This window comes from Streptomyces tsukubensis (assembly GCF_003932715.1).
GTDB classification, from domain to species: Bacteria; Actinomycetota; Actinomycetes; order Streptomycetales; family Streptomycetaceae; genus Streptomyces; species Streptomyces tsukubensis.
Window position 1 is genome coordinate 2,437,688 of sequence record NZ_CP020700.1, and the last position, 24,962, is coordinate 2,462,649.

Genomic DNA, 24,962 nt, shown 5'->3' on the forward strand with positions numbered 1-24,962 from the left:
CTAGTTCGGGATGATTCACGGCGGCAGTCCCCCGACGCGCCGGAAACGCCCGGCAGGGCGCTCCGGCCGCGCCGACGGGCCTGCTCAGGCCGTTATCGGCCGCTGCACCCTGATCGACTGGAGGAGTCCGATCGCCACCCATACGGCGAACATCGCCGATCCGCCGTACGAGACGAACGGCAGCGGCAGCCCGGCCACCGGCATGATGCCCAGCGTCATGCCGATGTTCTCGAAGGACTGGAACGCGAACCAGGCGATGATCCCGGCGGCCACGATCGTGCCGTACAGCTCGGTGGTCTCGCGGGCGATCCGGCAGGCCCGCCAGAGCACCACGCCCAGCAGGACCAGGATCAGCGCGGCGCCGACGAAGCCCAGCTCCTCCCCGGCGACGGTGAAGACGAAGTCGGTCTGCTGCTCGGGCACGAACTGGCCGGTGGTCTGCGAGCCCTTGAACAGCCCGGTGCCCATCAGACCGCCGGAGCCGATCGCGATCCGCGCCTGGTTGGTGTTGTAGCCGACGCCCGCCGGGTCCAGTTCGGGATTGGCGAAGGCGGCGAAGCGGTTGATCTGGTACTCGTCGAGCAGTCCCAGCGCGGCCACCAGGACCGCCCCGCCGACGCCGCCGCCGATCAGCCCCAGGATCCACCGGTTGGGCGCCCCGGACGCCAGCAGCACCCCGAGGACGATCACCACCATCACCATCACGGAGCCCAGATCGGGCATCCGCATGATGATCAGCATCGGTACGACGGCGAGGACCAGCGATTTGGCGACCGTACGGTGGTCGGGATGGGCCATATCGCCCGCGTCCACCCGGGCCGCGAGCAGCATCGCCATCCCCAGAATGATGGTGATCTTGACGAATTCGGACGGCTGGACGGTGAGTCCGCCGCCGATCACCAGCCAGGCGTGGGCGCCGTTGATGGTCGCCCCGAGGGGGGTGAGCACCAGCAGGATCAGCGCCACCGAGATGCCGTAGAGCACCGGGACGGCGCCGCGCAGGGTGCGGTGGCCCAGCCAGATGGTGCCGATCATCAGGGCGACGCCGATGCCGGTGTTCAGCACGTGCCGGAAGAGGAAGTAGTACGGGTCGCCCTGGTTCAGCTCGGTGCGGTTGCGGGTCGCGGACCACACCAGCAGGGAGCCGATCCCGCTGAGCGCGAGGGCGGCGAAGAGCAGGGGCCAGTCGAGGCGGCGGACCATCGAGTCGCGGGAGCTGAGCTGCGCCCAGAGCCCGCCGCGCTGCGGGCCGTAGCCGGAGACGGAGAAGCCATTGGTGCCGGCCATGCGGTCTCAGTCCCTCCGAGCGGGTGGTCCCGCGAGCTGCTGGTCCCGGTCCTGTTGGTCCTGGTCCTGCTGGTTCTGGTTCTGGTTCTGCTGGTTCTGGTTCTGCTGGGTGCCGTCGTCGGCCGCGCCCTGCTCGTCCTCGGGCTTCGGCGGTACGTACGGTTTGATCTCGGGCGCGTAGATATTGCCGTCCGGCTGGACCTTCGGCAGCGTCTGCTGCGGCTTCGGCAGCAGAGCCCGCTTGAGGTCCTGCTCGCCCTTCTCGTTCAGCCCGTACATGGCCTCGTAGATATTGCGGACCGCGGGACCCGAGGCCCCCGAACCCGTACCACCCTGGGCGATCGTCATCACGATCGTGTAGTCGTCGGTGTAGGTGGCGAACCAGGAGGTCGTCTGCTTGCCGAAGACCTCGGCGGTACCCGTCTTGGCGTGCATCGGGATCTTCTCGTGCGGCCAGCCCTGGAACCGCCAGGCGGCCGAGCCGGTCTTCACGACCCCCGCGAGGGCATCGTTTATCTGGTTCCTGGTCTTGTCGTCCATCGGCAGCCTGCCGTGCGACTTCGGCTTGATCAGCTCGACCGACTTCCCGTCCGGGCTGATGATCGCCTTGCCGACGGTCGGGTTCCAGAGGGTGCCGCCGTTGCCGATGGCGGCGTAGATCGTCGCCATCTGTATCGGCGTGACGAGGATGTCGCCCTGTCCGATGGAGTAGTTCACGGAGTCACCGGCGCGCATCTGGTTGCCTTCGAGACAGTTCTCGTAGGCGATCTGCTCGCCGTAGTCCCCGCCCTTCTTGCCGGTCTTGCACCAGGAGTCCTTGTTGGCCTCCCAGAAGCGCTGCTTCCACTCCCGGTCCGGGACCCGGCCCTTGACCTCGTTCGGCAGGTCGATGCCGGTCTCCGCGCCGAGCCCGAAATCGTGGGCCGTGCGGTAGAACCAGTTCTTGGCATCCTTCTTCGGCTTGATGCCGCCGTCCTTGCGCCACTCGTTGTAGGCGAGCCCGTAGTAGACGGTGTCGCAGGAGACCTCCAGCGCCCGGCCCAGACTGATGGAGCCGTACCCCTTGGACTCGAAGTTCTTGAACTCCCGGCCGCCGAAGGAGAGCGACGACGGGCAGGGGTAGTTGTCGTTGAAGCCGTATCCGGCGCGGACGGCGGCGGCGGACGACACCACCTTGAAGATGGAGCCCGGCGCCGCCTGCCCCTGAATCGCCCGGTTGAGCAGCGGGAAATTGGAGTCGGTGCTGGTCAGCGCGGCATAGTCCTTGGCCGAGATACCGCCGACCCAGGCATTGGGGTCGTACGTCGGCAGGGAGGCCATCGCGATCACCCGGCCGGTCTTGTTCTCCATCACCACGACCGCGCCCGCGTCGGCCTTGTAGTTCTCGCGGGTGTTGCGGTCGACCTCCTTGCGGGCGGTCTTCATCGCCTCGTTGAGTTCGTACTCCGCGACCGCCTGCACCCGGGCGTCGATGGACGTCACCAGATTGGATCCGGCCCGGGCCTTGTCGTGGGCCGCCTCCCCGATCACCCGGCCGAGGTTGTCGACCTCGTAACGGGTGATCCCGGCCTTTCCGCGCAGCGCCTTGTCGTAGGTGCGTTCGATACCGGAGCGGCCGACCTGGTCGGAGCGGAGATAGGGGGAATCGCTGTCCTTGGCCTTCTCGATCTCGACGTCGGTGACGGGCGAGAGATAGCCGAGGACCTGGGCGGTGTTGGCCTTGCCGGGGGCGGTGTAGCGGCGGACGGCGGTGGGTTCGGCGGTGATGCCGTCGAAGTCCTCGGCGCGTTCGCGGATCTGGAGCGCCTGCTGCGTGGTGGCCTCGTCGGTGACCGGGATCGGCTGGTAGGGGGAGCCGTTCCAGCACGGCTTCGGGGTCTTGGAGTCGCAGAGCCGGACCTTGTCCATGACCTCCTTCGGCGTCATGCCGAGGACCGCCGCCAGCCGGGTGAGGACGGCCTTGCCGTCGTCCGGCATCTTCATCAGCTCGGTGCGGGACGCGGAGACCACCAGCCGGGTCTCGTTGTCGGCGAGGGCGACCCCGCGGGCGTCCAGGACGGAGCCGCGCACGGCGGGCTGGACCACCCGCTGGACGCCGTTGTTCTTCGCCTCGTCCGTGTACTCCTGGCCGTTGCGGATCTGGAGATACCAGAGCCGGCCGCCGAGGGTGAGGAGGAGGGAGAAGACCAGGACCTGGATGACGACGAGCCGGATCTGGACCCTGGGGGTCCGCCCGGTCTCCGGGATGTTGCTCATGGTGTGTGTACCCCTCCCTCGGTCACAGCCGCTTGACGCCCTTGATGCGGCCCGCGCGCGAGGCCCGCGAGCGGGCGGACCGCAGTCTCAGTCCGCCGCGCTGGCTGCCGATCCGCAGCCCGGTGCCGGAGGCCAGCCAGCCCGCTGAGACGTCGCCGCCGCCGCTCTGGGCGTCCGCGACCGGATCGTTCTCCGCCCGCCGGGCCAGTGCCATCACGAAGGGCACCGTGAAGGGGGCGAGCAGCAGATCGTAGACCGCCGCGCTGAACAGCAGTCCGCCCAGGCCCACCTGACCGCCCGACGTATCACCGACGAGGGCGCCCACGCCCGCGTACAGCAGGGTCGAGCCGACCGCCGCGGCGACGACCACGATCATCGGTCCGGTGGCCGAGCGCACCCGGCCGTCCTGGGGGCGGGCAAGACCGGCGAGATAGCCGATCACACAGAGCACCAGGGCGTACCGCCCGGCGGCGTGGTCGGCGGGCGGCGCGAGGTCGGCGAGCAGTCCGGCGCCGAAGCCGATCAGGGCGCCCGTGACATGGCCGTAGACGAAGGCCAGCCCGAGGACGGTGAGGAGCAGCAGGTCGGGGACGGCGCCCGGCAGCTGGAGCCGGGCGAGGACGGAGACCTGGACGACGAGCGCGACCACCACGAGGGCGGACGACAGGAGCAGTCGGTTGAGGCGCATACGGGTCTCCTACTGCTGCTGGTCTTCGGTGCGGCCGGAGGTGCTTCCGGCGTCCCGGTCCGGGCCGGGGCTGCCGCCGGGGTCCGGGGCCCGGCCGGTGGCCGTGGCGTCGGGCTGCTGCCGGTCGGCGAGCTGCGGATCGGTGCCCTGGGCGGCGGTCCCGTCGCCCTCCTCCTGCGCCCCGCCCGGGACGCCGGAGGGCGTCACGGTCACGGTGACGGTCGGCACCGGGGTGGCCTTCGGCCGGGCGGGCAGTACGGCGTCCCGCGGATCGCTGGAGGGCGCCGAGACCACGACGCCGACGATGTCCAGCCGGCTGAAGCCGACATAGGGGCGGACGTGGATGGTCCGGGTCAGATCGCCGCCGAGCGGGTCCACCCGGACCACCTCGCCGATGGGCACGCCCGGCACGAACGGCCGGGACGCCTGCGAGCCGAAGGTGACCAGCCGGTCGCCCTTCTTCACCTTGGACTTGCCGTTGAGGAGCTGGACCGACAGGGGGCGGTCGCCCTGTCCGTTGGCGAAGCCGAGTTCGTCGGTCTTCTCCATCCGGGTTCCGACGGTGAAGCCGGGGTCGCTGGCGAGCAGCACCGTGGAGGTGCCGGGGCCGACCGTGGTGACCCGGCCGACCAGACCGTCGCCGTTGAGGACGGTCATATCCCGCTTGATGCCGTCCCGGGAGCCGACGTCGATGGTGACGGTCCAGGAGAAGCCCTGGGCCGCCCCTATGGCGATGACCTCGGCGGCCTTGACGCGGTACTGGCCCGCGCCCGCCGTGCGCAGCAGCCGGTCCAGCTCCCGGACCCGGCTGCGGTTGCGGTCGTCGCTGCCGAGCTTGGCCTTCAGCTCGGCGTTCTCCCGCTCCAGCTCGCTGATCCGGTCGTGCCGCTCCCCGGAGTCCCGTACCGCCCCGATCGCGTTGCCCACGGGGTCCACGGCAGTTGCGACGCCGTTCTGGATCGGGCCGAAGACGGTGGCGGCGGCCTGCCGGGCGCCGTCGACCGGGGAGTCCTCGCCGCCGCGGATGTCCACCGTGATCAGTGCGAACGCGATGGCGATCAGCAGCACCAGGAGCAGCCGGCTCTCTCGTGTGTCCCTCACGTGCGGCGGCCGTGCCTTCCTCGTCGGAATGTGGTGTTTCTTCCGTCCTGCTCAACGATCGGGCGCACGGGTCGGCAGGCACCCGTACAGGGGGTGTCCCCGGAGCCGGCAGGGCTCCGGGGCCGATCGCCCTCCCCGCACACCGCATGTTCCGGTGTGCCCTTCGTACACGTTCTTCTGTTGGTACGTCCGGTGCATCCAGTACGTTCGGCGGGCCCTCGGGCCCGTCGGACGCCGGGCCGGTCCCCCCGGCCGGCTAGCGGCGGGGCTGGGCGTCCAGCACCTGCTGGAGCGCCTCGAACTCCTCGACGCACTTGCCGGACCCGAGCGCCACCGAGTCCAGCGGGTCCTCGGCGATATGGATCGGCATTCCGGTCTCCCGGCGCAGCCGCTCGTCGAGTCCGCGCAGCAGCGCACCGCCGCCGGTGAGCACGATCCCCCGGTCCATCACATCGCCGGAGAGCTCCGGCGGGCACTTGTCGAGGGTGGTCTTCACGGCGTCGACGATGGCGTTGACCGGCTCTTCGATCGCCTTGCGGACCTCGGCGGCCGAGATGACCACGGTCTTGGGCAGCCCGGAGACCAGATCGCGGCCCCGGATCTCGGTGTGCTCGTCCTGGTCGAGATCATAGGCCGAACCGATGGTGATCTTGATGGATTCGGCAGTCCGCTCACCGAGGAGGAGAGAGTACTCCTTCTTGATGTGCTGGATGATCGCGTTGTCCAGCTCGTCGCCGGCCACCCGGATGGACTGTGCCGTGACGATTCCGCCGAGGGAGATGACGGCCACCTCGGTGGTGCCGCCGCCGATGTCGACGACCATATTGCCGGTGGCCTCGTGGACCGGGAGCCCGGACCCGATCGCCGCGGCCATCGGCTCCTCGATGATGTGCACCTGGCGGGCGCCGGCCTGGGTGGAGGCCTCGATGACGGCACGGCGCTCGACTCCGGTGATACCGGAGGGCACACAGACCACCACGCGCGGACGGGCCAGATAACGCCGCTTGTGGATCTTGAGAATGAAGTAACGGAGCATCCGCTCGGTGATCTCGAAGTCGGCGATGACTCCGTCCTTCAACGGCCGGACGGCGACGATGTTGCCCGGTGTCCGGCCGATCATCTTCTTCGCCTCGGCGCCGACCGCGAGAATGCCACCGGTGTTCGTGTTGATGGCGACCACGGAAGGCTCGTTGAGAACGATCCCCCGGCCCCTGACGTACACCAGCGTGTTGGCGGTCCCCAGGTCGACAGCCATATCACGGCCGATGAACGACATGTTCTTCCCCAAGAGGATGCGTATGGCCTTCCTTCACGGAGCCTTGACGGCTCTTCAGGAGGGCGCGGGTGGATGCTTGTGGAGTGGCGGCTTCCATCGTAGTGCCGCACCGGGTGAACCGGCGCGGTGGACCGCCTCTGTATAGGTGACGTGGTGTCGCAGCGATGCGTTCCCGAAAAGAGTCCGCATATACCGACGGGCGACCGAATTCCTTCGGTCGCCCCAGGTCACCGATCTCCATTGACCCCGCAGGGGGAGCCGGACAGCGCCGAACGGCTCCATCGTGGCGGTGACGGCTGACGCCGGATCAGAAAAGTACCGGTTCAGGAAAGACCGGGGAAAAAGATCTTCAGTTCCCGAATGGCGGACTCCTCGGAGTCCGAGGCGTGGATGAGATTCTCCCGGACGATGGTGCCGAAATCCCCCCGGATGGAGCCGGGCTCCGCGGCAATCGGGTCGGTGGGGCCCGCCAGTCGGCGTATCCCTTCGATCACCCGCTCGCCGTCCACCACCAGCGCCACGACCGGACCGGAGAGCATGAACTCCACCAGCGGCTCGTAGAACGGCTTGCCGATGTGCTCGGCGTAGTGCTGCTCCAGGGTCGCGCGGTCGAGCTGCCGCAGTTCCAGCGCCTCGACGGTCCAGCCCGCCTTGGCCTCGATACGGCCGACGATCTCACCGACCAGCTTGCGGCGGACCGCGTCCGGCTTCAGGAGGACGAGGGTGCGCTGGGTCATGTTCTGGGGCTCCTTGCAACGGTCCTGTGCGGTGGTGTGAGGCTACATCCCGTCACTCGAACAGCCGCACCGGGTCCCGCACTGCGTTCGACCGGCCCCGTCCCGGCGGTCGGGGCGGCCCGCGGCGGTCAGGCCGGGTCGGGTCGGCCCGCGCCCTCGGCCTGTTCCATCTGCTCCGCCTGCGCCGCCCAGCGGGCCTTCACCTCGTCGATCCTCCGCCCGTAGTGGACCGACGCCCACCACAGACCGGCGAAACAGATCCCCAGGATGAACATCATCGGCACGAAGAAACCGCTGACGATCAGTCCGACCTGGAGCGCCCAGCCCAGCTGCACCCCGCCGGGCCGGGTCAGCATTCCGCAGAGCAGCAGCGACAGCACCATGGCGATCCCGCACACCGTCCAGACGGTGCCCGTCGACAGGCTGTCGTCCTTCATCGCCACCAGGCCCGCGAAGCCGATGACGAAGAACTCCCCGATCAGGGTGGACGCGGCAAGAGTACGCATCGGCTGTCAGCCCTTCCCCAGCAGCAGCCGGGCTTCCCCGGCCGTGAACACCGAACCCGTCACCAGCACTCCGGCGCCCGCGTACTCGGCGTCCTCCTCGGCGAGGGTCACCGCCGCCTCCAGGGCCTCGTCCAGCTGCGGCTCCACCACCACACGCTCCTCCCCGAAGACCTCCACGGCGATCGCCGCCAGCTCGTCGGGGTCCATGCTCCGCTCGGTGGAGTTCCGGGTGACCACGATCTCCGCGAACACCGGCTCGAACGCCTCCAGCAGACCGCGGACGTCCTTGCCCGCGCTGGTCCCGACGACACCGATCAGCCGGGAGAAGCCGAAGGCCTCCGTGATCGCCTCCGCCGTCGCCCGGGCACCCGCCGGATTGTGCGCCGCGTCCAGCACCACGGTCGGACTGCGCCGCACCACTTCCAGCCGCGCCGGGCTGGAGACCGAGGCGAAGGCCCGGCGGACCGTGTCGATGTCCAGCACCCGGGCGTGGTCCGCGCCCACCCCGAAGAAGGCCTCGACCGCGGCGAGCGCCACCACCGCGTTGTGCGCCTGGTGGGCCCCGTAGAGCGGAAGGAAGACCTCGGGGTACTCGCCGCCGAGCCCGCGCAGGGTCAGCAGCTGGCCGCCGACCGCGACCTCCCGGGACACGATCCCGAACTCCATGCCCTCGCGGGCCACCGTCGCATCCACCTCGACGGCCTTCTTCAGCAGCACCTGCGCCGCGTCCACCGGCTGCTGGGCCAGGACGACCGTCGCCCCCTGCTTGACGATCCCCGACTTCTCGGCGGCGATCTCGCCGGGCGTGCTGCCCAGCCGGTCGGTGTGGTCCAGGTCGATGGGCGTCACCACGGCCACCGAAGCGTCGATGACATTGGTCGCGTCCCAGGTCCCGCCCATGCCGACCTCGACGACGGCCACGTCCACCGGGGCGTCCGCGAACGCCGCGTACGCCATACCGGTCAGCACCTCGAAGAACGACAGACGGTAGTCCTCCGCGGCGTCCACCATCTCCACGTACGGCTTGACGTCCTCGTACACGGAGACGAACCGCTCCGCGCTCACCGGCGAGCCGTCCAGGCTGATCCGCTCGGTGACGGACCGCACATGCGGCGAGGTGTAGCGGCCGGTGCGCAGATCGAACGCGGCGAGGAGCGCCTCGACCATCCGGGCCGTGGACGTCTTGCCGTTGGTGCCGGTGATGTGGATGGAGGGGTACGCCCGCTGGGGCTCGCCCAGCACGTCCATCAGTGCCGCGATCCGCCGCACCGAGGGCTCCAGCTTCGTCTCGCCCCAGCGCGAGGCCAGCTCGGCCTCCACGGCGCGCAGCGCGGCGGCGACCTCCGGGTCCGCGGGCGGCTCCGGCACCTGGGCGTCCGGCGGACCGGCCTGGGCGCGCAGCGTGCGGCTGCCCGCCTCGATCACCGCGAGGTCGGGATCGCGGTCGGTCTCCGTGTCGACGATCTCGTCGAAGACGTCACGCTCGTACGGCTCCGGCTCGTGCGCCCGGGGATCGTTCGGCTGGGGGTCGGCGGGGTGCTCACTCACGGACCCAGTCTAGGCGGCGCAAGGGTGATCACTCCCAGGGGTTCACGGCGCGGCGGGCAGCCGGCCCGCCGGGAGGACGGCGACCACCTCCCAGACGCCCGCGCCGGGCCCCGCGGTCAGCTCCCCGCCCATGCTGGCGACGCGCTCCCGCATGGAGCAGGTGCCGGTGCCGCTGGAGACCGGTTCGGTGAGCGGCGCCGCCGCCGGAAGGGGGTTGCGGACCACCACCCGCAGCCGGTCCCCGCCGAGGCCGATGGTCACCGTCACCCGCTCCCCCGGAGCGTGCTTCGCCGCATTCGTCAGACACTCCTGCACCACCCGGTAGACCGCGGCCTGGCGCAGCGGCGACAGCGCGTACGCCGCCTCCGCGATCCGCAGCGCCACCGGGCTGCCCATCGCCCCGCTCTCGGCCGCCAGCGCCGCCAGACCGTCGAGCCCGGGCGTCGCCGTCCGCTCGTCGGCCCGGTGCACCAGGGTGTCGTTGAGCATCAGATGCGCCCGCCTCGCCGTGTCCGCCAGCTCCTCGAAGTCCTTCTGATGGGCGCCGCCGCGGGCCCGGGCCGCCAGCACCTCGGCCCGTACCGCCAGCACCGTCAGCTCCCGGCCGACCAGATCGTGGACGTCCCTGGCCACGGAGATCCGCTCGTTCTGGACCGCTTCGACCGCGGCGGTACGGGCCCGCTGGTCCTGCAGCTCCAGGACCAGGTCCTGCCGGTACGCCGCGATGCCGACCCCGGCCGCGAGCACCCCGATCGGCAGCACCAGACCGAGGAACGAGCTGAGGGAGTCCGCGCGGTACTCCGGCCAGCCCGGCAGCAGGAACAGGGCGTACGCGACGACGACATAACCGGCCGTCGCCACCACGGCCGCCGCCCGCCCCCGGAACCGGCCCAGCGAGTAGAGCGCGAACTGGACGAGGGTCAGCTCGTGCAGCCAGCCCAGCAGCCCGAGCGCCACGGCGTACGGCACCCAGGGCGCCCGCCGCCGCAGCACCAGGGTCGACGCCCCGGCGCCGAGCACCAGGGTCGCGGTGAAGCCGGTCAGGGAGTTGTCGGCCCTGGCGAGACCGGGCACGTCGAGCACCATCAGCGAGAAGCAGCTGACGGCGGCGATCACATCGAGCGCGGGCGGCGACGCGGCCCAGCGGCGGGTGCGCCCGCGCACGGCCGCGACGAGGCGGAGTGCGGCGTACCGTGCGGGCGACATGCCCCCATGATGCGTGCCGTCCCCTGGGCGGGGCGCATCCGGGGGCACACCCCCGGGTGGCCCGGCCCTCCCAGGGGCCGGGACCCCCAGCGCCCCTGGGTACCTGTGTTGCACCGCCCTGCAAATCCTGGCCCGGGCGGCGACCCGCTGCCCGACCTCACCCGCCCCGGAAAAGGGGACGCCCCCGGAACTCGGGGCGGGCCCGAGGTCCAGGGGCGATCGGGGGCAGGGCCCCGGAAGGGTCAGGCGGTCGGGAGGGCCGCCAGCTGGTTCGTGATGCGGGCGATGTCCGCCTCCGCCGAGGCGAGACGGCCACGGATCTTGTCGACCACCTGATCCGGCGCCTTCGCCAGAAACGCCTCGTTGCCCAGCTTCGCCTCGGCCTGCGCCTTCTCCTTCTCGGCCACCGCCAGGTCCTTCGCGAGCCGCTTGCGCTCCGCGGCCACGTCGATGGTGCCCGAGAGGTCGAGGGCGACGCTCGCCCCGGCCACCGGCAGGGTCGCCGTGGCGCTGAAGGAGTCGCCCTCCGGCTGGAGCCGGAGCAGCTGGCGGATGGCGGCCTCGTGCGGGGCGAGGGACGTACCCGCCAGGTCGAGCCGGGCGGGCACCTTCTGGCCGGGCTGGAGGCCCTGGTCGGAACGGAACCGGCGGACCTCGGTGACCACCCGCTGGACCAGTTCGATCTCGCGCTCGGCGGCCTCGTCGCGGAAACCGCTGTCGGCGGGCCAGTCCGCGACGACCACGGACTCACGGCCGGTGAGCGTCGTCCACAGGGCCTCGGTGACGAACGGCATCACCGGGTGGAGCAGCCGCAGGCTGACGTCCAGCACCTCGCCCAGGACCCGGGCTGAGACCTTCGCCTGGTCGCCGCCCGCGAAGTAGGTCGTCTTGGACAGCTCGACGTACCAGTCGAAGACCTCGTCCCACGCAAAGTGGTAGAGCGCATCCGACAACTTGGCGAACTGGTAGTCGTCGTAGAACGCGTCGACGTCGGCGACGGTCTTGTTGAGCCGGGACAGGATCCACCGGTCGGCCGCCGACAGCTCCTCGGCCGCGGGCAGTTCGCCCTCCACCGTGGCGCCGTTCATCAGGGCGAACCGGGTGGCGTTCCAGATCTTGTTGGCGAAGTTGCGGGACGCCTGGACCCAGTCCTCGCCGATCGGGACGTCGGTGCCCGGGTTGGCGCCGCGGGCCAGGGTGAAGCGGACCGCGTCGGACCCGTAGGTGTCCATCCAGTCCAGCGGATTGACGGTGTTCCCCGCCGACTTCGACATCTTCTTGCCGAACTCGTCGCGGACCATGCCGTGGAAGGCGACCGTACGGAACGGCGGCTCGCCGTCCATCGCGTACAGACCGAACATCATCATCCGGGCGACCCAGAAGAACATCAGGTCGTAGCCGGTGACGAGGACGTCGGTGGAGTAGAACTTCTCCAGGTCGGGGGTCTGCTCGGGCCAGCCCAGGGTGGAGAAGGGCCACAGTCCGGAGGAGAACCAGGTGTCGAGGACGTCGGGGTCCTGCTCCCAGCCCTCGCCCGCCGGCGGCTCCTCGTCGGGGCCGACGGCGACCATCTCGCCGTTCGGGCCGTGCCAGACGGGGATCCGGTGGCCCCACCACAGCTGGCGCGAGATGCACCAGTCGTGCATGTTGTCGACCCAGTCGTAGTAGCGCTGGGTCATATCGGCCGGGTGGATGGCGACCTTGCCCTCACGGACGGCGTCGCCCGCCGCCTTGGCGAGCGGCTCGACCTTGACCCACCACTGGAGGGAGACCCTCGGCTCCAGGGTGGTGCGGCAGCGGGAGCAGTGGCCGACGGAGTGGGTGTACGGCCGCTTCTCGGCGACGATCCGGCCCTCGGCGCGCAGCGCGGCGACGATCGCGGAGCGGGCCTCGAAGCGGTCCAGGCCCTGGAAGGGGCCGTGGACGGTGATGATGCCGCGCTCGTCGAGGACCTCGATGGACTCCAGGCCGTGGCGCTGGCCGATGGCGAAGTCGTTGGGGTCGTGGGCGGGGGTCACCTTGACGGCGCCGGTGCCGAACTCGGGGTCGACATGGGTGTCGGCGACGACGGGGATGCTGCGGTCGGTCAGCGGCAGCTTGATCCGCTTGCCGATGAGATGGGCGTACCGCTCGTCGTCGGGGTGGACGGCGACCGCGGTGTCGCCCAGCATCGTCTCGGCGCGGGTCGTCGCCACGACGAGGGTCTCGTCCCCCTCGCCGTACTTCAGCGAGACCAGCTCGCCGTCGTCGTCCTGGTAGTCGACCTCGATATCGGAGATGGCCGTCAGACAGCGCGGGCACCAGTTGATGATGCGCTCGGCGCGGTAGATCAGCCCGTCGTCGTACATCTTCTTGAAGACGGACCGGACGGCCCGGGACAGGCCCTCGTCCATGGTGAAGCGGTCCCGGCTCCAGGCGACGCCCTCGCCGAGGCGGCGCATCTGGCCCTGGATCTGGCCGCCGGACTCGGCCTTCCACTGCCAGACGCGGTCGACGAACGCCTCCCGGCCCAGATCGTGGCGGGACTTGCCCTCCTTGGCGAGCTCCCGCTCGACGACGTTCTGGGTGGCGATGCCGGCGTGGTCCATACCGGGCTGCCACAGCGTCTCGTAGCCCTGCATCCGCTTCCGGCGGGTGAGGGCGTCGATCAGGGTGTGCTCGAAGGCATGGCCCATGTGGAGGGAGCCGGTGACGTTCGGCGGCGGGATGACGACGGTGTACGGGGTCTTCTCGCTCTTGGCGTCCGCTTCGAAGTAACCGCGTCCTACCCAGCGCTCGTACAGCGTCCCCTCTACCTCGGCCGGCGCGTACTGGGTCGGCAGTTCGGGGGTGCTGGCTGGCTGCTGCTGAGTGTTCTCGGTCACGGACTCAGTCTAGGGGGTGTCACAGGGCTGTACGGAAACGGGAAGGTTCGGTAACGGTGTGACCCCCGTCGCCCCCGGAAAACGCCTCGTGGGCGAGGATGTGAGGTCCAGATAAGCGTATCCACAGGGGGAACTCAGAGGATGAGCCACAACCAGCCGGGTCCTTACGACGGGCAGCCGCAGCAGCCGGGGCCGTACGGCCAGCCGGGTCCCTACGGTCAGCAGCCCCCGGCGCCGCAGCCCGGCTACGGCTACCCGCAGCAGCCTCCCGGGCAGCCGGGGCCGTACGGTCAGCCGCAGGGCGGTGGCTATGGATTCCCCCAGCAGGGCCAGCCGAATCCGTACGCCCAGCCGGGACAGCCGAGCGCTCCCGGGGCCCCCGGTGCTCCTGGTGCTCCTGGTGTGCCGCAGCAGTCCGGTCAGTGGGGCCCGCCGCAGCAGCCGGGGCCGTACGGCCAGCAGCCCGGGTACCCGGGGCAGCCGCCGGTGCCGGACGCGCCGCGGAAGAAGAAGACCGGTCTGGTCATAGCCGCGGCCGTGGTGGCGCTCGCGGTTCTCGGCGGTGGTGGCTATCTGCTGTTCTCGGGTGACGGCGACGGTTCCGGCGGGGTCGCGGACAGCACCCGCGGCTACAAGATCACCCCGGCCGCCGAGGTCGACGAGTACTCGCGGCAGAGCAACTCCGACAACCAGAAGATGAAGGAGTCGGACCGCAAGAGCGCCGAGGCGATCGGCATCAAGGACCCCCAGCAGGTGGCCGCCGGTTACAAGGCGGGGGCCGATCCGACGACGGGCAAGATGCTGCTGCTGACCGGCTTCTGGGGCAAGGTCGACGATCCGGCTCAGGCCGCCGACCGGTTCTTCGAGATGGTGGAGAAGGACGCCGCCAAGGAGGGCAACGTCAAGCTCCTCGGCAGCCGCGAGGCGGTGCAGCCGAAGAACTTCAGCGGCGCCGTGATGAAGTGCCAGAAGGCCAAGGACTCCTCGGGGAAGAAGGAGTTCGAACTTCCCATGTGCGTCTGGGCCGACTACAGCAGTGTGATCGTGGTGATGCACATGGAGCTGTCGATGCTCTCGGGTACGGGCAGCTCGGCGAAGCCGATGGAGCAGGACAAGCTGGCGGATCTGGCGGCGAAGCTCTACAACACCTCGCGTACCAAGCTCTGATCCCTCCCCGCAGACGGGCCGACCCCCGTCCCCCGTACACATCGGTACGGGGGACGGGGGTCGCTGCCGTCGGAACCCGGGGGCGCCGGGCGGGTGTTACGCCGACTTCTCGTGGCGGCCGTCGCTCTGGACGATCCGGGGCACCAGGGTGGGGTTCACATTGTCGCGGACCACATCGGCGGTGATCACGACGCGGGCGACGTCCTTGCGGGACGGCACCTCGTACATCACCGACTGGAGGACCTCCTCCATGATGGCGCGCAGTCCACGGGCGCCGGTGCCGCGCAGGATCGCCTGGTCGGCGATGGCCTCCAGGGCCGGGCGGTCGAAGTCCAGCTCGACACCGTCGAGTTCGAACAGCCGCTGGTACTGCTTGACCAGGGCGTTGCGCGGCTCGACCAGGATCTTCAGCAGCGCCTCGCGGTCGAGGTTGTGGACCGAGGTGATGACCGGGAGACGGCCGATGAACTCGGGGATCATCCCGAACTTCACCAGGTCCTCGGGCATGACCTCCTGGAACTGGTCGCTGGCCTCGATCTCCCGCTTGGAGCGGATGGTGGCGCCGAAGCCGATGCCCTTGGCCCCGGCCCGGGACTCGATGATCTTCTCCAGACCGGCGAAGGCACCGCCCACGATGAACAGCACGTTCGTGGTGTCGATCTGGATGAACTCCTGGTGCGGGTGCTTCCGTCCGCCCTGCGGCGGTACGGAGGCGGTGGTGCCCTCCAGGATCTTCAGCAGCGCCTGCTGGACCCCTTCGCCGCTGACGTCCCGGGTGATCGACGGGTTTTCGCTCTTACGGGCGACCTTGTCGATCTCGTCGATGTAGATGATCCCGGTCTCGGCCTTCTTGACGTCGTAGTCGGCGGCCTGGATGAGCTTCAGCAGGATGTTCTCGACGTCCTCGCCGACATAGCCGGCCTCGGTGAGGGCCGTGGCGTCGGCGATGGCGAACGGGACGTTCAGCATCCGGGCGAGGGTCTGGGCGAGCAGGGTCTTCCCGGAGCCGGTGGGGCCGAGCAGCAGGATGTTGGACTTGGCCAGCTCGATGGCGTCGTCCCGGCCGTTCGGCCCGCCGGTCTCACCGGCCTGCACCCGCTTGTAGTGGTTGTAGACCGCGACGGAGAGGGCCTTCTTCGCGGGCTCCTGCCCGACGACGTACCCCTCCAGGAACTCGTAGATCTCGCGCGGCTTGGGCAGTTCCTCCCAGCGCACCTCGGAGGTCTCGGCCAGCTCCTCCTCGATGATCTCGTTGCAGAGTTCGATGCACTCGTCGCAGATGTACACACCGGGGCCTGCGATGAGCTTCTTCACCTGCTTCTGGCTCTTTCCGCAGAACGAGCACTTGAGCAGATCGCCGCCGTCACCGATGCGTGCCACGAGGTGCTTCCCCTTCGCCTGGGAGCGGCCTGGTGCAGCCGCTCCTGGTGCCTCATATTCGACGGTACCGTGCCGGGGCCCTCGTTCGGGCCCCTCTTGGCGCGGTTCACATTGTCGTGCACCGCGCCAGGAGTGACGGCACCGGGTCAGACGGCTGCGCCCGCCGTGGTCTTACGGGTGGACACGATCTGGTCGATCAGACCGTACGCCAGGGCGTCGTCGGCGGTCAGGATCTTGTCGCGCTCGATGTCGTCGCGGACCTTCTCCAGCGGGGTGGTGGAGTGCTTGGAGAGCATCTCCTCCAGCTGGCTGCGCATCCGGAGGATCTCGTTGGCGGCGATCTCCAGGTCGGAGAGCTGCTCCCGGCCGGTCTGCGAGGACGGCTGGTGGATCAGCACCCGGGCGTGCGGCAGGGCCATCCGCTTGCCGGGGGTGCCGGCGGCCAGCAGCACGGCCGCGGCCGAGGCCGCCTGGCCCATGCAGACAGTCTGGATGTCGGGCTTCACGAACTGCATCGTGTCGTAGATCGCGGTCAGCGCCGTGAAGGAGCCGCCGGGGCTGTTGATGTAGATGGAGATGTCACGGTCGGGGTCCATCGACTCCAGGCACAGCAGCTGGGCCATGACGTCGTTGGCGGAGGCGTCGTCGATCTGGACCCCGAGGAAGATCACGCGCTCCTCGAAGAGCTTCGCGTAGGGGTCGTACTCGCGCACGCCCTGGGAGGTGCGCTCGACGAAGCGGGGGACGACGTAGCGGCTGTCCGGCTGCGGGCCGGTGTAGAGGCCGCTCGCGGAGAAGGTGCTCATGGGGTGTTCTCGGCCTTCCGGTTCGATGGGCCCGGTGGCGCCTTCGCGGGGCGCCGCCGCGGCCAGGTGGCTGTGCGGTGGGGTGCGCGGTCGCTCAGGCGCCGGTGCCGCCGCCGCCCGGGACGTTCGACGCGGACGACATGATGTCGTCGATGAGGCCGTACTCCTTGGCCTCCTCGGCGGTGAACCAGCGGTCGCGGTCGCCGTCGCGCAGGATCGCCTCCACGGTCTGGCCGGAGTGACGGGCGGTGATCTCCGCCATGCGCTGCTTGGTGCGGAGCAGGTACTCGGCCTGGATCTTGATGTCGGAGGCGGTGCCGCCGAGGCCGGCCGAGCCCTGGTGCATCAGGATGTCGGTGTTCGGCAGCGCGAAGCGCTTGCCGGGGGTGCCGCCGGTCAGCAGGAACTGGCCCATCGAGGCCGCCATTCCCATACCGATGGTGACCACGTCGTTCGGGATGAACTGCATGGTGTCGTAGACCGCCATACCGGCCGTCACGGAGCCACCGGGGCTGTTGATGTAGAGGAAGATGTCCTTCTCCGGGTCGGCGGCCAGGAGCAGCATCTGTGCGGTGATCTTGTTCGCGATGTCGTCGTCGACCTGCTGGCCGAGGTAGACGATGCGCTCGCCGAGCAGTCGGTTGAAGACATGGTCGCCGAGGCCACCGAGGGACGGCTCACCGGCGGCTTGGGGCATCAGATTCGTCACGTGTCCACCTGCTCGTCTCTGACGGCTGCCCGCCGTCTCAGCGTCTTTTCAGCCGGGGGCGGGATACTCGCCTGCCCCTCGTATTCATGGACCCTAACGCGCAGGTCGGACAACGCCATCCCGGTTCCCGAACTGTTCGCTCGGAGCGCAAGGTCACCCCCGCGGGAATGCGTCCGCAGAAGGGCGCAGGCGGGGCGCAGGCAGAGCACAGCCGGGGCCGGGGGGAGTACGGGGGCAGGGCCCGGACGCGGTGTGCGTCCGGGCCCTGCCGGCGTTCCTGGGGGCGGCCCGGGGGCCGTCCCGGGAGTGCTTACGCCTCGGCCTTGCCGTCCTTCTCCGCGTCGGCGTCGGCGTCGGCGTCGACCGTGGCAGCGACGGCCTCGGCGGCGGTCTCGGTCTCGTCCTCGTCGTCGAGGTCCACGACCTCGCCGTTGGTGTCGACGACCTTGGCGGCCTCGACGACCACGGCCAGCGCCTTACCGCGGGCGACCTCGCCGACCAGCATCGGGACCTGGCCGCCCTCGACGACGGCCTGGGCGAACTGGTCGGGGCTCATACCGGAGGAGGCGGCACGGCGCATGAGGTGCTCGGTGAGCTCCTCCTGGCTGACGTTCAGCTTCTCCTTGGAGACCAGCTCGTCGAGGACGAACTGGGTCTTGATGCCCTTGATCGCCTGCTCGCGGCTCTCGTTCTCGAACTCCTCGACGGTCTTGCCCTGGATCTCCAGGTACTTCTCCAGGTCGAGGCCCATCTGGCCGAGCTGGTGGTGCTCCAGGTTGTGCTTGCGGGTGTTGACCTCGTCCTCAAGCAGCTTCTCGGGGATCGGCACCTCGGTGATCTTCAGCAGCTCGTCGAGGACCCGCTCCTGGGCCTGGGTGGCCTGGTCGTAGGCCTTCATGTTCTCCAGGCGCTTGCGGCTGTCGGCGCGCAGCTCCTCGAAGGTGTCGAACTCGCTCGCCAGCTGGGCGAAGTCGTCGTCCAGCGCGGGCAGCTCACGGGCGGAGACCTGGGTGACCTTGACGGTGACCTCGGCTTCCTTGCCCGCGGCGGAGCCGCCCTTCAGCTCGGAGGTGAAGGTGGCCTCGCCACCGGCCTCCAGGCCCTTCACGGCGTCGTCGATGCCGTCGAGCAGCTCACCGGAGCCGATGGTGTAGGAGACGTCGCTCGCCACGCCGTCGGCGAGGACCTCGCCGTCGACCTTGGCCTCCAGGTCGACGGTGACCGTGTCGCCGTCGGCGGCGGCACGCTCGACCGGGGTGGTGGTGACGAAGCGCTCACGGAGCTGCTCGACCGACTTGTCGATGTCCTCGTCGGTGACCTCGACCGCGTCGACCTCGACCTCGATGCCGGAGTAGTCCGGGATCTCGATCTCGGGGCGCACGTCGACCTCGGCGGTGAAGTTCAGCGTCTCGCCGTCCTTCAGCTCGGTGATGTCCACCTCGGGCTGGCCCAGCGGGTTGATCTCCGCCTCACGGACCGCCTCGGAGTAGAACTTCGGAAGCGCGTCGTTGACCGCCTCCTCCAGGACCGCACCACGGCCGAACCGCTGGTCGATCACCCGGGCCGGGATCTTGCCCTTGCGGAAGCCCTTGACCGTGACCTGCTGGTTGATCTTCTTGTACGCCGCGTCGAGGCTGTCCTTGAGCTCCTCGAAGGGCACCTCGACAGTGAGCCGAACCCGGGTCGGGTTCAGGGTCTCCACGGCGCTCTTCACGGTTCGGTCTCCTTGATGGCTGAATTCTGGGGTCGTGCCGCGTCCCGCCCGCTCGGAGCGGCTCGGCTCGCCGGCCCGGGCCTCTGGCACGAGCCGCTTCGGCACCGGCCCGTGTTCGGACACGCGGGCACGCAGTTTGCATAGTAGCTGCATGCAGGATGCGCCCCACAATGCGATCTTGCGGGGCGCTGATGACGGTGGTCGGGGTGGCCGGATTCGAACCGACGACCTTCCGCTCCCAAAGCGGACGCGCTACCAAGCTGCGCCACACCCCGTCGGTGCGACACGTAGGGTACATGTTCGCAGGCCGTACGACCGCTGGTTATTACGTGCAGGGACAGGGCGCACGGGGGCACGGAGGGGATGCGGAGGCGGACGCGGGGAGGTGCGGGGGGATTCCCCGGCCGCTCGCGGCAGTACGGGTGTGCAGGGGGCGCCCGGAACCCGCTACGATGCTCTTCGTGCCGCGGACCTGCGGCACGGCGCCATCAGTGGCGCTCGCGGGCGTAGCTCAATGGTAGAGCCCCAGTCTTCCAAACTGGCTACGCGGGTTCGATTCCCGTCGCCCGCTCCATGACGAAGGCCCGTGGCCGGTTTCCGAACCGGCCACGGGCCTTTGTGCTGTCCGCCCCCGGGTTTCGCGGGCCGCGGCCGCCGGGCCCGGGGGCGGGGTCAGAAGCTGATGCCGCTGATGCTGTCGGCGAGGGAGTCGAGGAACTCGCGGATATCCGGGGCCATTCCGGTCGAGGCCAGGAAGAAGCCGAAGAGCACGGCCGCGAGGGCGGGTCCGGCCTTGAGCGCTCCCGAGCGCATCAGCAGCACCAGGACGATGCCCATCAGGAGCACCACGGACAGGGAAATCGCCACACTGATCACACTCTCGGTCGCTCGGTCTCGCACGGGCCGGGCCCTGGGGGGGCGCCCGGTGGCCACCCGGCGGCCCTCCGCCTGCGGGAGATCGTGACCAGTGGCGGCGCGGTCCATGCCGATCCGGAACGGATTCTTCCGTGGGCGGAATCCGGCCGTGCTTACCGCGGGGGCCGGTCGGTACGTGTCCGGGTTTCGACGGGGCGGCCGGAGCTGCGGGTCCGGCTCGGCGGGCCGGACCGGCGACGGCGGGGCGCCCGGGGATGTACGACCCCTATTAGTTGCTGACGTCAATCATTTGGTAAACTAATTACTGACGGTTCCTTGACGCCCTTTTGACTCGTCCCCAGCCGGCCGCTCCGTCCCCGTCACCGCAGGCCGGCGAAACCGCGAAGGATTGAGCCATCGGACACGCAGACACCCTCATCGCCATGGGCGGCGCCTTCCTCGCGGCCGCCTTCCTGGCCCGGCTCGGCGGCCGGATAGGGCTGCCGACGATCCCCCTGTTCATCCTGGCCGGGATCCTCCTCGGCCCCCATACGCCGGGCATCGTCCTGGTCTCCGACCCGCACGACCTGGAGATGCTCTCCGCGCTCGGTCTGGTCCTGCTCCTCTTCTACCTGGGTCTCGAATTCCATCTCGACGACCTCAAGCGCGGCGGCCGCCGCATGGCGCTGGCCGGGGGCACCTATCTCGCCCTGAACGTCGGCGCCGGGCTCGCCTTCGGTTTCGCCCTGGGCTGGGGCACCTCCGAGGCGCTGGTCCTCGCCGGTGTCCTCGGTATCTCCTCGTCGGCGATCGTGACGAAGGTCCTCGTCGACCTCGGCCGGATCGGCAACCCCGAGACCAAACCGATCCTCGGCATCATCGTGGTCGAGGACATCTTCCTCGCGCTCTATCTGGCCGCGCTCCAGCCGATCCTCTCCGGCGCGGACAGCCTGTCGGCCGCCGTGATGGACGCCGGTAAGGCCTTCGGCTTCCTGCTGCTGCTGGCGCTGGCCGCCCGGTTCGGCACCCGGGTCGTGGGCAGGCTCATCGACACCCGCGACGACGAGCTGCTCGTCATCTCCTTCCTGGGCGCGGCCGTCTTCCTCGCTGGGGTCTCGGAGTGGTTCGGGGTCGCGGACGCCATCGGCGCCTTCATGGTGGGTCTGATGCTGGGCAGCACCGCGTCCGGGGACCGGATCCGGAAGCTGGTCCATCCGCTGCGGGACGCCTTCGGCGCGATCTTCTTCTTCGCCTTCGGCCTCTCCATCGACCCGGGCGATCTGCCGACCGTGCTCTGGCCGGTGCTCGCCGCGGTCGCCGTGACCCTGGTGATGAACGTCCTGGCGGGTGTCGCCGCGGCCCGGATGTACGGCTTCGGCCCGGAGCCCGCCGCGAACATCTCCACCACCCTGCTGGCGCGGGGCGAGTTCGCGCTGATCCTCGCCACGATGGCGGCGGCGGCCGGACTCGACGACCGGCTCTCCCCCTTCATCGCCGGATACGTCCTGATCCTGGCGGTCCTCGGCCCGCTGGGGGCCGGCCGCTCCGGGCTGCTGGCGAAGGTGCTCCCCGCGCGCGAGCGGGCGGGAATCGCCTGAGCGGTGCGATCACGGGCCGTACGGAGCGCGGCGGTTGCCCTCGGGCGGCCGCCGCGCTCGTCTTCGTACGACGGCACCCCGCGCACTTCCGCACGCCCGGGCCATCCGGGTGACGGCCGGGGTTGGGGGGTTCGGGGCATGGACATCGTTCCCCCGGTGCCGGGAGAAACCCGGTGCTCTTCACCTCGGACCAGGAGGTTCCACCATGCGCCGTATCGCCATCGCCGCCGCCGCGGTTGCGCTCACCGCGGGACTGGCCGCCGCGCCGTCCGCCACTGCCACCACCGCTCCGGCGAAGACGCCGAGCCCGGCGGCGGCAGCGCCCGTGCACTTCTCGGGCTCCAACTGTCCGTCCAACAGCCTCTGTCTCTACCGGGATTCCAATTTCAACGGCGGTGGGATCGCCCTCAAGCGGGGCGACGGCATCGGCTACCTCGGGGACTACGGCTTCAACGACCAGATGTCGTCGTGGTCGAACGACTCCGGGACCACCTGCTACTGGTGGGTGGACGCCTACAAGGGCGGTGCCATCCACGACATGCGCAACGGCTACCGGGTGAACGTCACCGCGAGTGAGAACGACACCGCGTCCTCGGTGCAGTGCTGAGCGACTGACGGACAGCCGTGAGGGGGGACCGGGCCACGGACGGCCCGGTCCCCTTCCGCGTCACGGGGCGAGGCCGTCCCGGCCCGAGCGGCCGAGCCGTTTCAGGGTCCAGCCGCCGCCGTCGGGGTCCAGTCCGGCGCCGGTCCGTTTGAAGAGGTACTCGGCGCGTTCGTAGCTCAGGCGCGCCCGGCCCGTGGCCGGGTCGACGGCGGCCGCCTTCCGCGCGGGGCCCGCGCGGCGCCCGGTGAGGAACACCGGGCCTTCGGTACGGTCGCCGATCAGTTCATCGAGCAGCCGTGCGGCCCCCGACCGCCAGGCGATCGGACGGCGCCCCGACCGGGCCCGGCGGTCGTCCCGGTCCAGGTCGGTCACATCGAGGGCGAGTACGGCGGTGACCGGCGCCCCCGATTCGTACAGCAGCCGCCACAGGGTCCGTTCGCGCAGCGGGATTCCGGGACGGCTCCAGAGCGTGCCGAGTGCCTCCGGGGAGATCGGGCGGACGGCGGCCGGGGCGCCGGAGCGCCGCGGCGGGCCCTCGGCGGCGGCCGGGTCCAGCGGCACCCACGCGGCGAAGGAGCGGAACGCCGAGCGGTGCCGGTTCCAGGTGGCGGGCGCGGCCGTCGACCAGGCGGTGGTGAAGGCCCGCTCGACGGTTTCGGGGGTGAGGCCGGCCAGGGGGAAGCCGTCACCGAGGGTGCGGCGCAGCCGGGTCAGGGTCTGGGCGTAGGAGCGTACGCTCGCGGGGTCGAGGCCGCCGTGGGCGAGGAAGGTGTCGGCCGCGGCGGCGAGACCGGGTGCGGCGCTGGTGTCGTCCGGGGGCGCGGTGTGGGCGTCCGCGAGGGCCGCGGTGTCCGCGCGGCGGAGCAGGAAGGCCCGCTCGGCGGTGTTCGCGGTGAGGGCGGCGGCCCGTTCGAACTCGTGGCGGGCCTCGTCGTAGCGGCCGAGCCGGACCAGCAGATCGCCCCGTACCCCCGGCAGCAGATGGTAGTCGCGCAGAGCGGGGTCGGCGGCGAGTCCGTCGACGAGGGCGAGCCCGGCCCGCGGGTCGTGGGCATGGCCGACGGCGACGGCCCGGTTGAGCCGTACGACCGGGGTGGGCAGCAGCCGGACCAGGGACTCGTACAGCCCGGCGATACCCGCCCAGTCGGTGTCCGCGGCCGTGGGCGCCTGGGCATGGGTGACGGCGATCGCGGCCTGGAGGAGGTACGGCCCCGGCGGTCCGCCCGCCGCGCGCGCGGCGTCCCGGGCGCGGAGCATCGAAGCGAAACCGCGGCGGATCAGCAGCGGGTCCCAGCGGCCGCGGTTCTGCTCGTGCAGCGGGACGGGCTCGCCGGCGGGGCCGGTGCGGGCACCGGCCCGGGACTCCTGGATCTCCATCAGGGCGACCAGCCCGTGGACTTCGGGCTCGGCGGGCGCGAGACCGGCCAGCAGTCTGCCGAGCCGGAGCGCTTCGAGGGTGAGCCCGGGGCGGAGCAGATCGTCGCCGCCGGTGGCCGTGTATCCCTCGTTGAAGATCAGGTAGACGACTTCCAGTACGGAGGAGAGCCGCTCGGTCAGCTCGGGGCCCGGGGGCAGTTCGAAGGGGACCCGGGCTTCGGCGAGGGTGCGTTTGGCGGCGGCGATCCGGCGGGCGACGACCGTCTCGGTGACCAGGAAGGCGCGGGCGATCTCGGCGGCGGAGAGCCCGGCGACCAGGCGGAGGGTGAGGGCGGCCCGGGCGGGGGTGGGCAGGACGGGATGGCAGGAGAGGAACATCAGCCTCAGGACGTCGTCCGGCCCGCCCATCCCGTCACCACCGTCGCCGTCACCGTCCGGTGGTTCGGCCGCTTCGGGTGCTCCGTATGCGGCGGAGCCCGGGGAGGCGTCCTGCCGCTGCCGCTCCCTGGCCTCGTGCGCGAGCAGGCCCTGTTTGTCCTCCAGGGTCCGGGCGCGGCGGATGGTGTCCACGGCCCGGCGTCTGGCCACGGCCATCAGCCAGGCGCCGGGATTCTCCGGAACGCCGGACCCGGGCCACTGTTCGAGGGCGGAGACCAGGGCGTCCTGGGCCAGTTCCTCGGCCAGTCCTACATCGTGGACGAGGCGGGTGAGAGCGGCGACGATCCGCGCGGACTCCTGTTTCCAGACCGCGCCGACAGCGCCCCGGACGTCCGTCACCACTCTTCCACCCGTCTCCGCCGGTCCTTCTTGACGTGCTGCGCGTCGGTTGGCCGCGGCCGGGGTCAGCCGCCGAAGACCTCCTGGACCACGCTCTCGCCGTCGCCGACGATCCGGCGGAAGCGGCGGGCCAGTTCGATCGCCTCGTCCCGGTCGCGGGTCTCGACCAGGGCGAAGCCCACGACCGCTTCCTTGGCCTCGGTGAAAGGGCCGTCGGTGACGGTGATCTCGTCGCCGGAGGAGACGACCCGGATGCCGTTCGGTGCGAGTCCGCCGGTGGCGAGCAGCGTTCCGGAGGCGGTCAGTTCCTCGATGAACGCGGCCATCTCCGTGAAGAGCTTCTCGTCGGGGGCGGTGGGCTCGGCAGGGGCCTTGGTCATCATCAGGTATCGCATCGAGCTTCTCGCTTCCGTTCGGCCCGGCGTCCGATCGCCGTGCTCTGCCCAGGCGTCGAACAGCCTATGCGACAGGGAACGGAAGTGTTCCCTGTTGTACGGGGCTTT

General features: G+C 70.3%; 20 protein-coding genes and 2 tRNA genes. 4 read left to right on the top strand and 18 right to left on the bottom strand.

Features of this window, described 5'->3' with window-relative positions:
• Window positions 1-84: 84 nt before the first annotated feature.
• The 10 genes from rodA to B7R87_RS09235 all read right to left on the bottom strand — a co-directional run bounded on the left by rodA (window position 85) and on the right by B7R87_RS09235 (window position 13,469).
• The gene (rodA, locus tag B7R87_RS09190; RefSeq protein ID WP_006349320.1) at window positions 85-1,287 is read right to left on the bottom strand and encodes a rod shape-determining protein RodA; all 1,203 of its coding nucleotides are present in this window, start codon (window positions 1,285-1,287) and stop codon (window positions 85-87) included.
• 6 nt (window positions 1,288-1,293) lie between these two features.
• Window positions 1,294-3,543, bottom strand: a complete 2,250-nt coding sequence (gene mrdA / locus B7R87_RS09195; RefSeq protein ID WP_006349319.1) for a penicillin-binding protein 2 — start codon at window positions 3,541-3,543, stop codon at window positions 1,294-1,296.
• A 22-nt stretch (window positions 3,544-3,565) separates the two neighbouring features.
• A complete protein-coding gene (gene mreD / locus B7R87_RS09200) occupies window positions 3,566-4,231 on the bottom strand; it encodes a rod shape-determining protein MreD (RefSeq protein WP_006349318.1) in 666 nt (221 codons plus the stop codon).
• Window positions 4,232-4,240: 9 nt separating this feature from the next.
• Window positions 4,241-5,332: a rod shape-determining protein MreC gene (mreC, locus tag B7R87_RS09205; protein ID WP_006349317.1), complete on the bottom strand. Its 1,092-nt coding sequence runs from the start codon at window positions 5,330-5,332 to the stop codon at window positions 4,241-4,243.
• Window positions 5,333-5,588: 256 nt separating this feature from the next.
• Window positions 5,589-6,608 carry a rod shape-determining protein gene (locus B7R87_RS09210; protein ID WP_006349316.1) on the bottom strand — a complete coding sequence of 340 codons (1,020 nt, stop codon included), beginning with the start codon at window positions 6,606-6,608 and terminating at the stop codon, window positions 5,589-5,591.
• A gap of 323 nt (window positions 6,609-6,931) precedes the next feature.
• On the bottom strand, window positions 6,932-7,345 hold the full coding sequence (ndk, locus tag B7R87_RS09215) for a nucleoside-diphosphate kinase (RefSeq protein ID WP_006349315.1): 414 nt from the start codon (window positions 7,343-7,345) through the stop codon (window positions 6,932-6,934).
• Between the two features lie 128 nt (window positions 7,346-7,473).
• Window positions 7,474-7,851 carry a DUF4233 domain-containing protein gene (locus B7R87_RS09220; RefSeq protein WP_006349314.1) on the bottom strand — a complete coding sequence of 126 codons (378 nt, stop codon included), beginning with the start codon at window positions 7,849-7,851 and terminating at the stop codon, window positions 7,474-7,476.
• Between the two features lie 6 nt (window positions 7,852-7,857).
• Entirely contained in the window at window positions 7,858-9,399 is a 1,542-nt protein-coding gene (gene folC / locus B7R87_RS09225; RefSeq protein WP_006349313.1) for a bifunctional tetrahydrofolate synthase/dihydrofolate synthase, read from the bottom strand.
• Between the two features lie 42 nt (window positions 9,400-9,441).
• The gene (locus B7R87_RS09230; RefSeq protein WP_006349312.1) at window positions 9,442-10,605 is read right to left on the bottom strand and encodes a sensor histidine kinase; all 1,164 of its coding nucleotides are present in this window, start codon (window positions 10,603-10,605) and stop codon (window positions 9,442-9,444) included.
• A 242-nt stretch (window positions 10,606-10,847) separates the two neighbouring features.
• Window positions 10,848-13,469: a valine--tRNA ligase gene (locus B7R87_RS09235; protein ID WP_006349311.1), complete on the bottom strand. Its 2,622-nt coding sequence runs from the start codon at window positions 13,467-13,469 to the stop codon at window positions 10,848-10,850.
• 141 nt (window positions 13,470-13,610) lie between these two features.
• Here B7R87_RS09235 and B7R87_RS09240 point away from each other — a divergent pair, with 141 nt between their 5' ends.
• Window positions 13,611-14,636, top strand: a complete 1,026-nt coding sequence (locus B7R87_RS09240) for a hypothetical protein (RefSeq protein WP_040916327.1) — start codon at window positions 13,611-13,613, stop codon at window positions 14,634-14,636.
• A gap of 96 nt (window positions 14,637-14,732) precedes the next feature.
• On the opposite strand, the gene clpX is transcribed toward B7R87_RS09240, so the two are convergent.
• The 5 genes from clpX to B7R87_RS09265 form a co-directional block, all read right to left on the bottom strand.
• Complete coding sequence (clpX, locus tag B7R87_RS09245) at window positions 14,733-16,016, bottom strand: ATP-dependent Clp protease ATP-binding subunit ClpX (RefSeq protein WP_006349309.1); 1,284 nt, start codon at window positions 16,014-16,016, stop codon at window positions 14,733-14,735.
• Window positions 16,017-16,162: 146 nt separating this feature from the next.
• Window positions 16,163-16,822: an ATP-dependent Clp protease proteolytic subunit gene (locus tag B7R87_RS09250; protein ID WP_006349308.1), complete on the bottom strand. Its 660-nt coding sequence runs from the start codon at window positions 16,820-16,822 to the stop codon at window positions 16,163-16,165.
• Window positions 16,823-16,916: 94 nt separating this feature from the next.
• Window positions 16,917-17,519, bottom strand: coding sequence for an ATP-dependent Clp protease proteolytic subunit (locus B7R87_RS09255; RefSeq protein WP_006349307.1), 603 nt, complete (start codon window positions 17,517-17,519; stop codon window positions 16,917-16,919).
• Window positions 17,520-17,841: 322 nt separating this feature from the next.
• The gene (tig, locus tag B7R87_RS09260; protein ID WP_006349306.1) at window positions 17,842-19,245 is read right to left on the bottom strand and encodes a trigger factor; all 1,404 of its coding nucleotides are present in this window, start codon (window positions 19,243-19,245) and stop codon (window positions 17,842-17,844) included.
• Between the two features lie 198 nt (window positions 19,246-19,443).
• Window positions 19,444-19,520, bottom strand: a tRNA-Pro gene (locus tag B7R87_RS09265).
• A gap of 225 nt (window positions 19,521-19,745) precedes the next feature.
• Here B7R87_RS09265 and B7R87_RS09270 point away from each other — a divergent pair.
• Window positions 19,746-19,819 (top strand) — tRNA-Gly (locus B7R87_RS09270).
• A gap of 98 nt (window positions 19,820-19,917) precedes the next feature.
• On the opposite strand, the gene B7R87_RS09275 is transcribed toward B7R87_RS09270, so the two are convergent.
• The gene (locus B7R87_RS09275) at window positions 19,918-20,112 is read right to left on the bottom strand and encodes a hypothetical protein (protein WP_040916330.1); all 195 of its coding nucleotides are present in this window, start codon (window positions 20,110-20,112) and stop codon (window positions 19,918-19,920) included.
• A 431-nt stretch (window positions 20,113-20,543) separates the two neighbouring features.
• Here B7R87_RS09275 and B7R87_RS09280 point away from each other — a divergent pair, with 431 nt between their 5' ends.
• Both B7R87_RS09280 and B7R87_RS09285 read left to right on the top strand, forming a co-directional pair.
• Complete coding sequence (locus tag B7R87_RS09280) at window positions 20,544-21,698, top strand: cation:proton antiporter (RefSeq protein ID WP_006349304.1); 1,155 nt, start codon at window positions 20,544-20,546, stop codon at window positions 21,696-21,698.
• Window positions 21,699-21,903: 205 nt separating this feature from the next.
• Window positions 21,904-22,305 carry a peptidase inhibitor family I36 protein gene (locus B7R87_RS09285; RefSeq protein WP_006349303.1) on the top strand — a complete coding sequence of 134 codons (402 nt, stop codon included), beginning with the start codon at window positions 21,904-21,906 and terminating at the stop codon, window positions 22,303-22,305.
• 60 nt (window positions 22,306-22,365) lie between these two features.
• Here the strand turns inward: B7R87_RS09285 and B7R87_RS09290 are convergent, their stop codons facing one another.
• Together B7R87_RS09290 and B7R87_RS09295 are read right to left on the bottom strand one after the other, a co-directional pair.
• Window positions 22,366-24,459 (bottom strand): DUF6596 domain-containing protein, encoded by a 2,094-nt coding sequence (locus B7R87_RS09290; protein WP_130584604.1) that lies wholly within the window; start codon window positions 24,457-24,459, stop codon window positions 22,366-22,368.
• Between the two features lie 65 nt (window positions 24,460-24,524).
• The gene (locus B7R87_RS09295; RefSeq protein WP_006349300.1) at window positions 24,525-24,854 is read right to left on the bottom strand and encodes a YciI family protein; all 330 of its coding nucleotides are present in this window, start codon (window positions 24,852-24,854) and stop codon (window positions 24,525-24,527) included.
• Between the last annotated feature and the right edge of the window lie 108 nt (window positions 24,855-24,962).

What these genes read in the sequence shown, in the direction of transcription:
- rodA (WP_006349320.1), bottom strand. Translation starts at nt 1,287, where the DNA reads ATGGCCGGCACCAATGGCTTCTCCGTCTCCGGCTACGGCCCGCAGCGC.
- mrdA (WP_006349319.1), bottom strand. Translation starts at nt 3,543, where the DNA reads ATGAGCAACATCCCGGAGACCGGGCGGACCCCCAGGGTCCAGATCCGG.
- mreD (WP_006349318.1), bottom strand. Translation starts at nt 4,231, where the DNA reads ATGCGCCTCAACCGACTGCTCCTGTCGTCCGCCCTCGTGGTGGTCGCG.
- B7R87_RS09210 (WP_006349316.1), bottom strand. Translation starts at nt 6,608, where the DNA reads ATGTCGTTCATCGGCCGTGATATGGCTGTCGACCTGGGGACCGCCAAC.
- ndk (WP_006349315.1), bottom strand. Translation starts at nt 7,345, where the DNA reads ATGACCCAGCGCACCCTCGTCCTCCTGAAGCCGGACGCGGTCCGCCGC.
- B7R87_RS09220 (WP_006349314.1), bottom strand. Translation starts at nt 7,851, where the DNA reads ATGCGTACTCTTGCCGCGTCCACCCTGATCGGGGAGTTCTTCGTCATC.
- B7R87_RS09230 (WP_006349312.1), bottom strand. Translation starts at nt 10,605, where the DNA reads ATGTCGCCCGCACGGTACGCCGCACTCCGCCTCGTCGCGGCCGTGCGC.
- B7R87_RS09240 (WP_040916327.1), top strand. Translation starts at nt 13,611, where the DNA reads ATGAGCCACAACCAGCCGGGTCCTTACGACGGGCAGCCGCAGCAGCCG.
- B7R87_RS09250 (WP_006349308.1), bottom strand. Translation starts at nt 16,822, where the DNA reads ATGAGCACCTTCTCCGCGAGCGGCCTCTACACCGGCCCGCAGCCGGAC.
- B7R87_RS09255 (WP_006349307.1), bottom strand. Translation starts at nt 17,519, where the DNA reads ATGCCCCAAGCCGCCGGTGAGCCGTCCCTCGGTGGCCTCGGCGACCAT.
- B7R87_RS09280 (WP_006349304.1), top strand. Translation starts at nt 20,544, where the DNA reads ATGGGCGGCGCCTTCCTCGCGGCCGCCTTCCTGGCCCGGCTCGGCGGC.
- B7R87_RS09285 (WP_006349303.1), top strand. Translation starts at nt 21,904, where the DNA reads ATGCGCCGTATCGCCATCGCCGCCGCCGCGGTTGCGCTCACCGCGGGA.
- B7R87_RS09295 (WP_006349300.1), bottom strand. Translation starts at nt 24,854, where the DNA reads ATGCGATACCTGATGATGACCAAGGCCCCTGCCGAGCCCACCGCCCCC.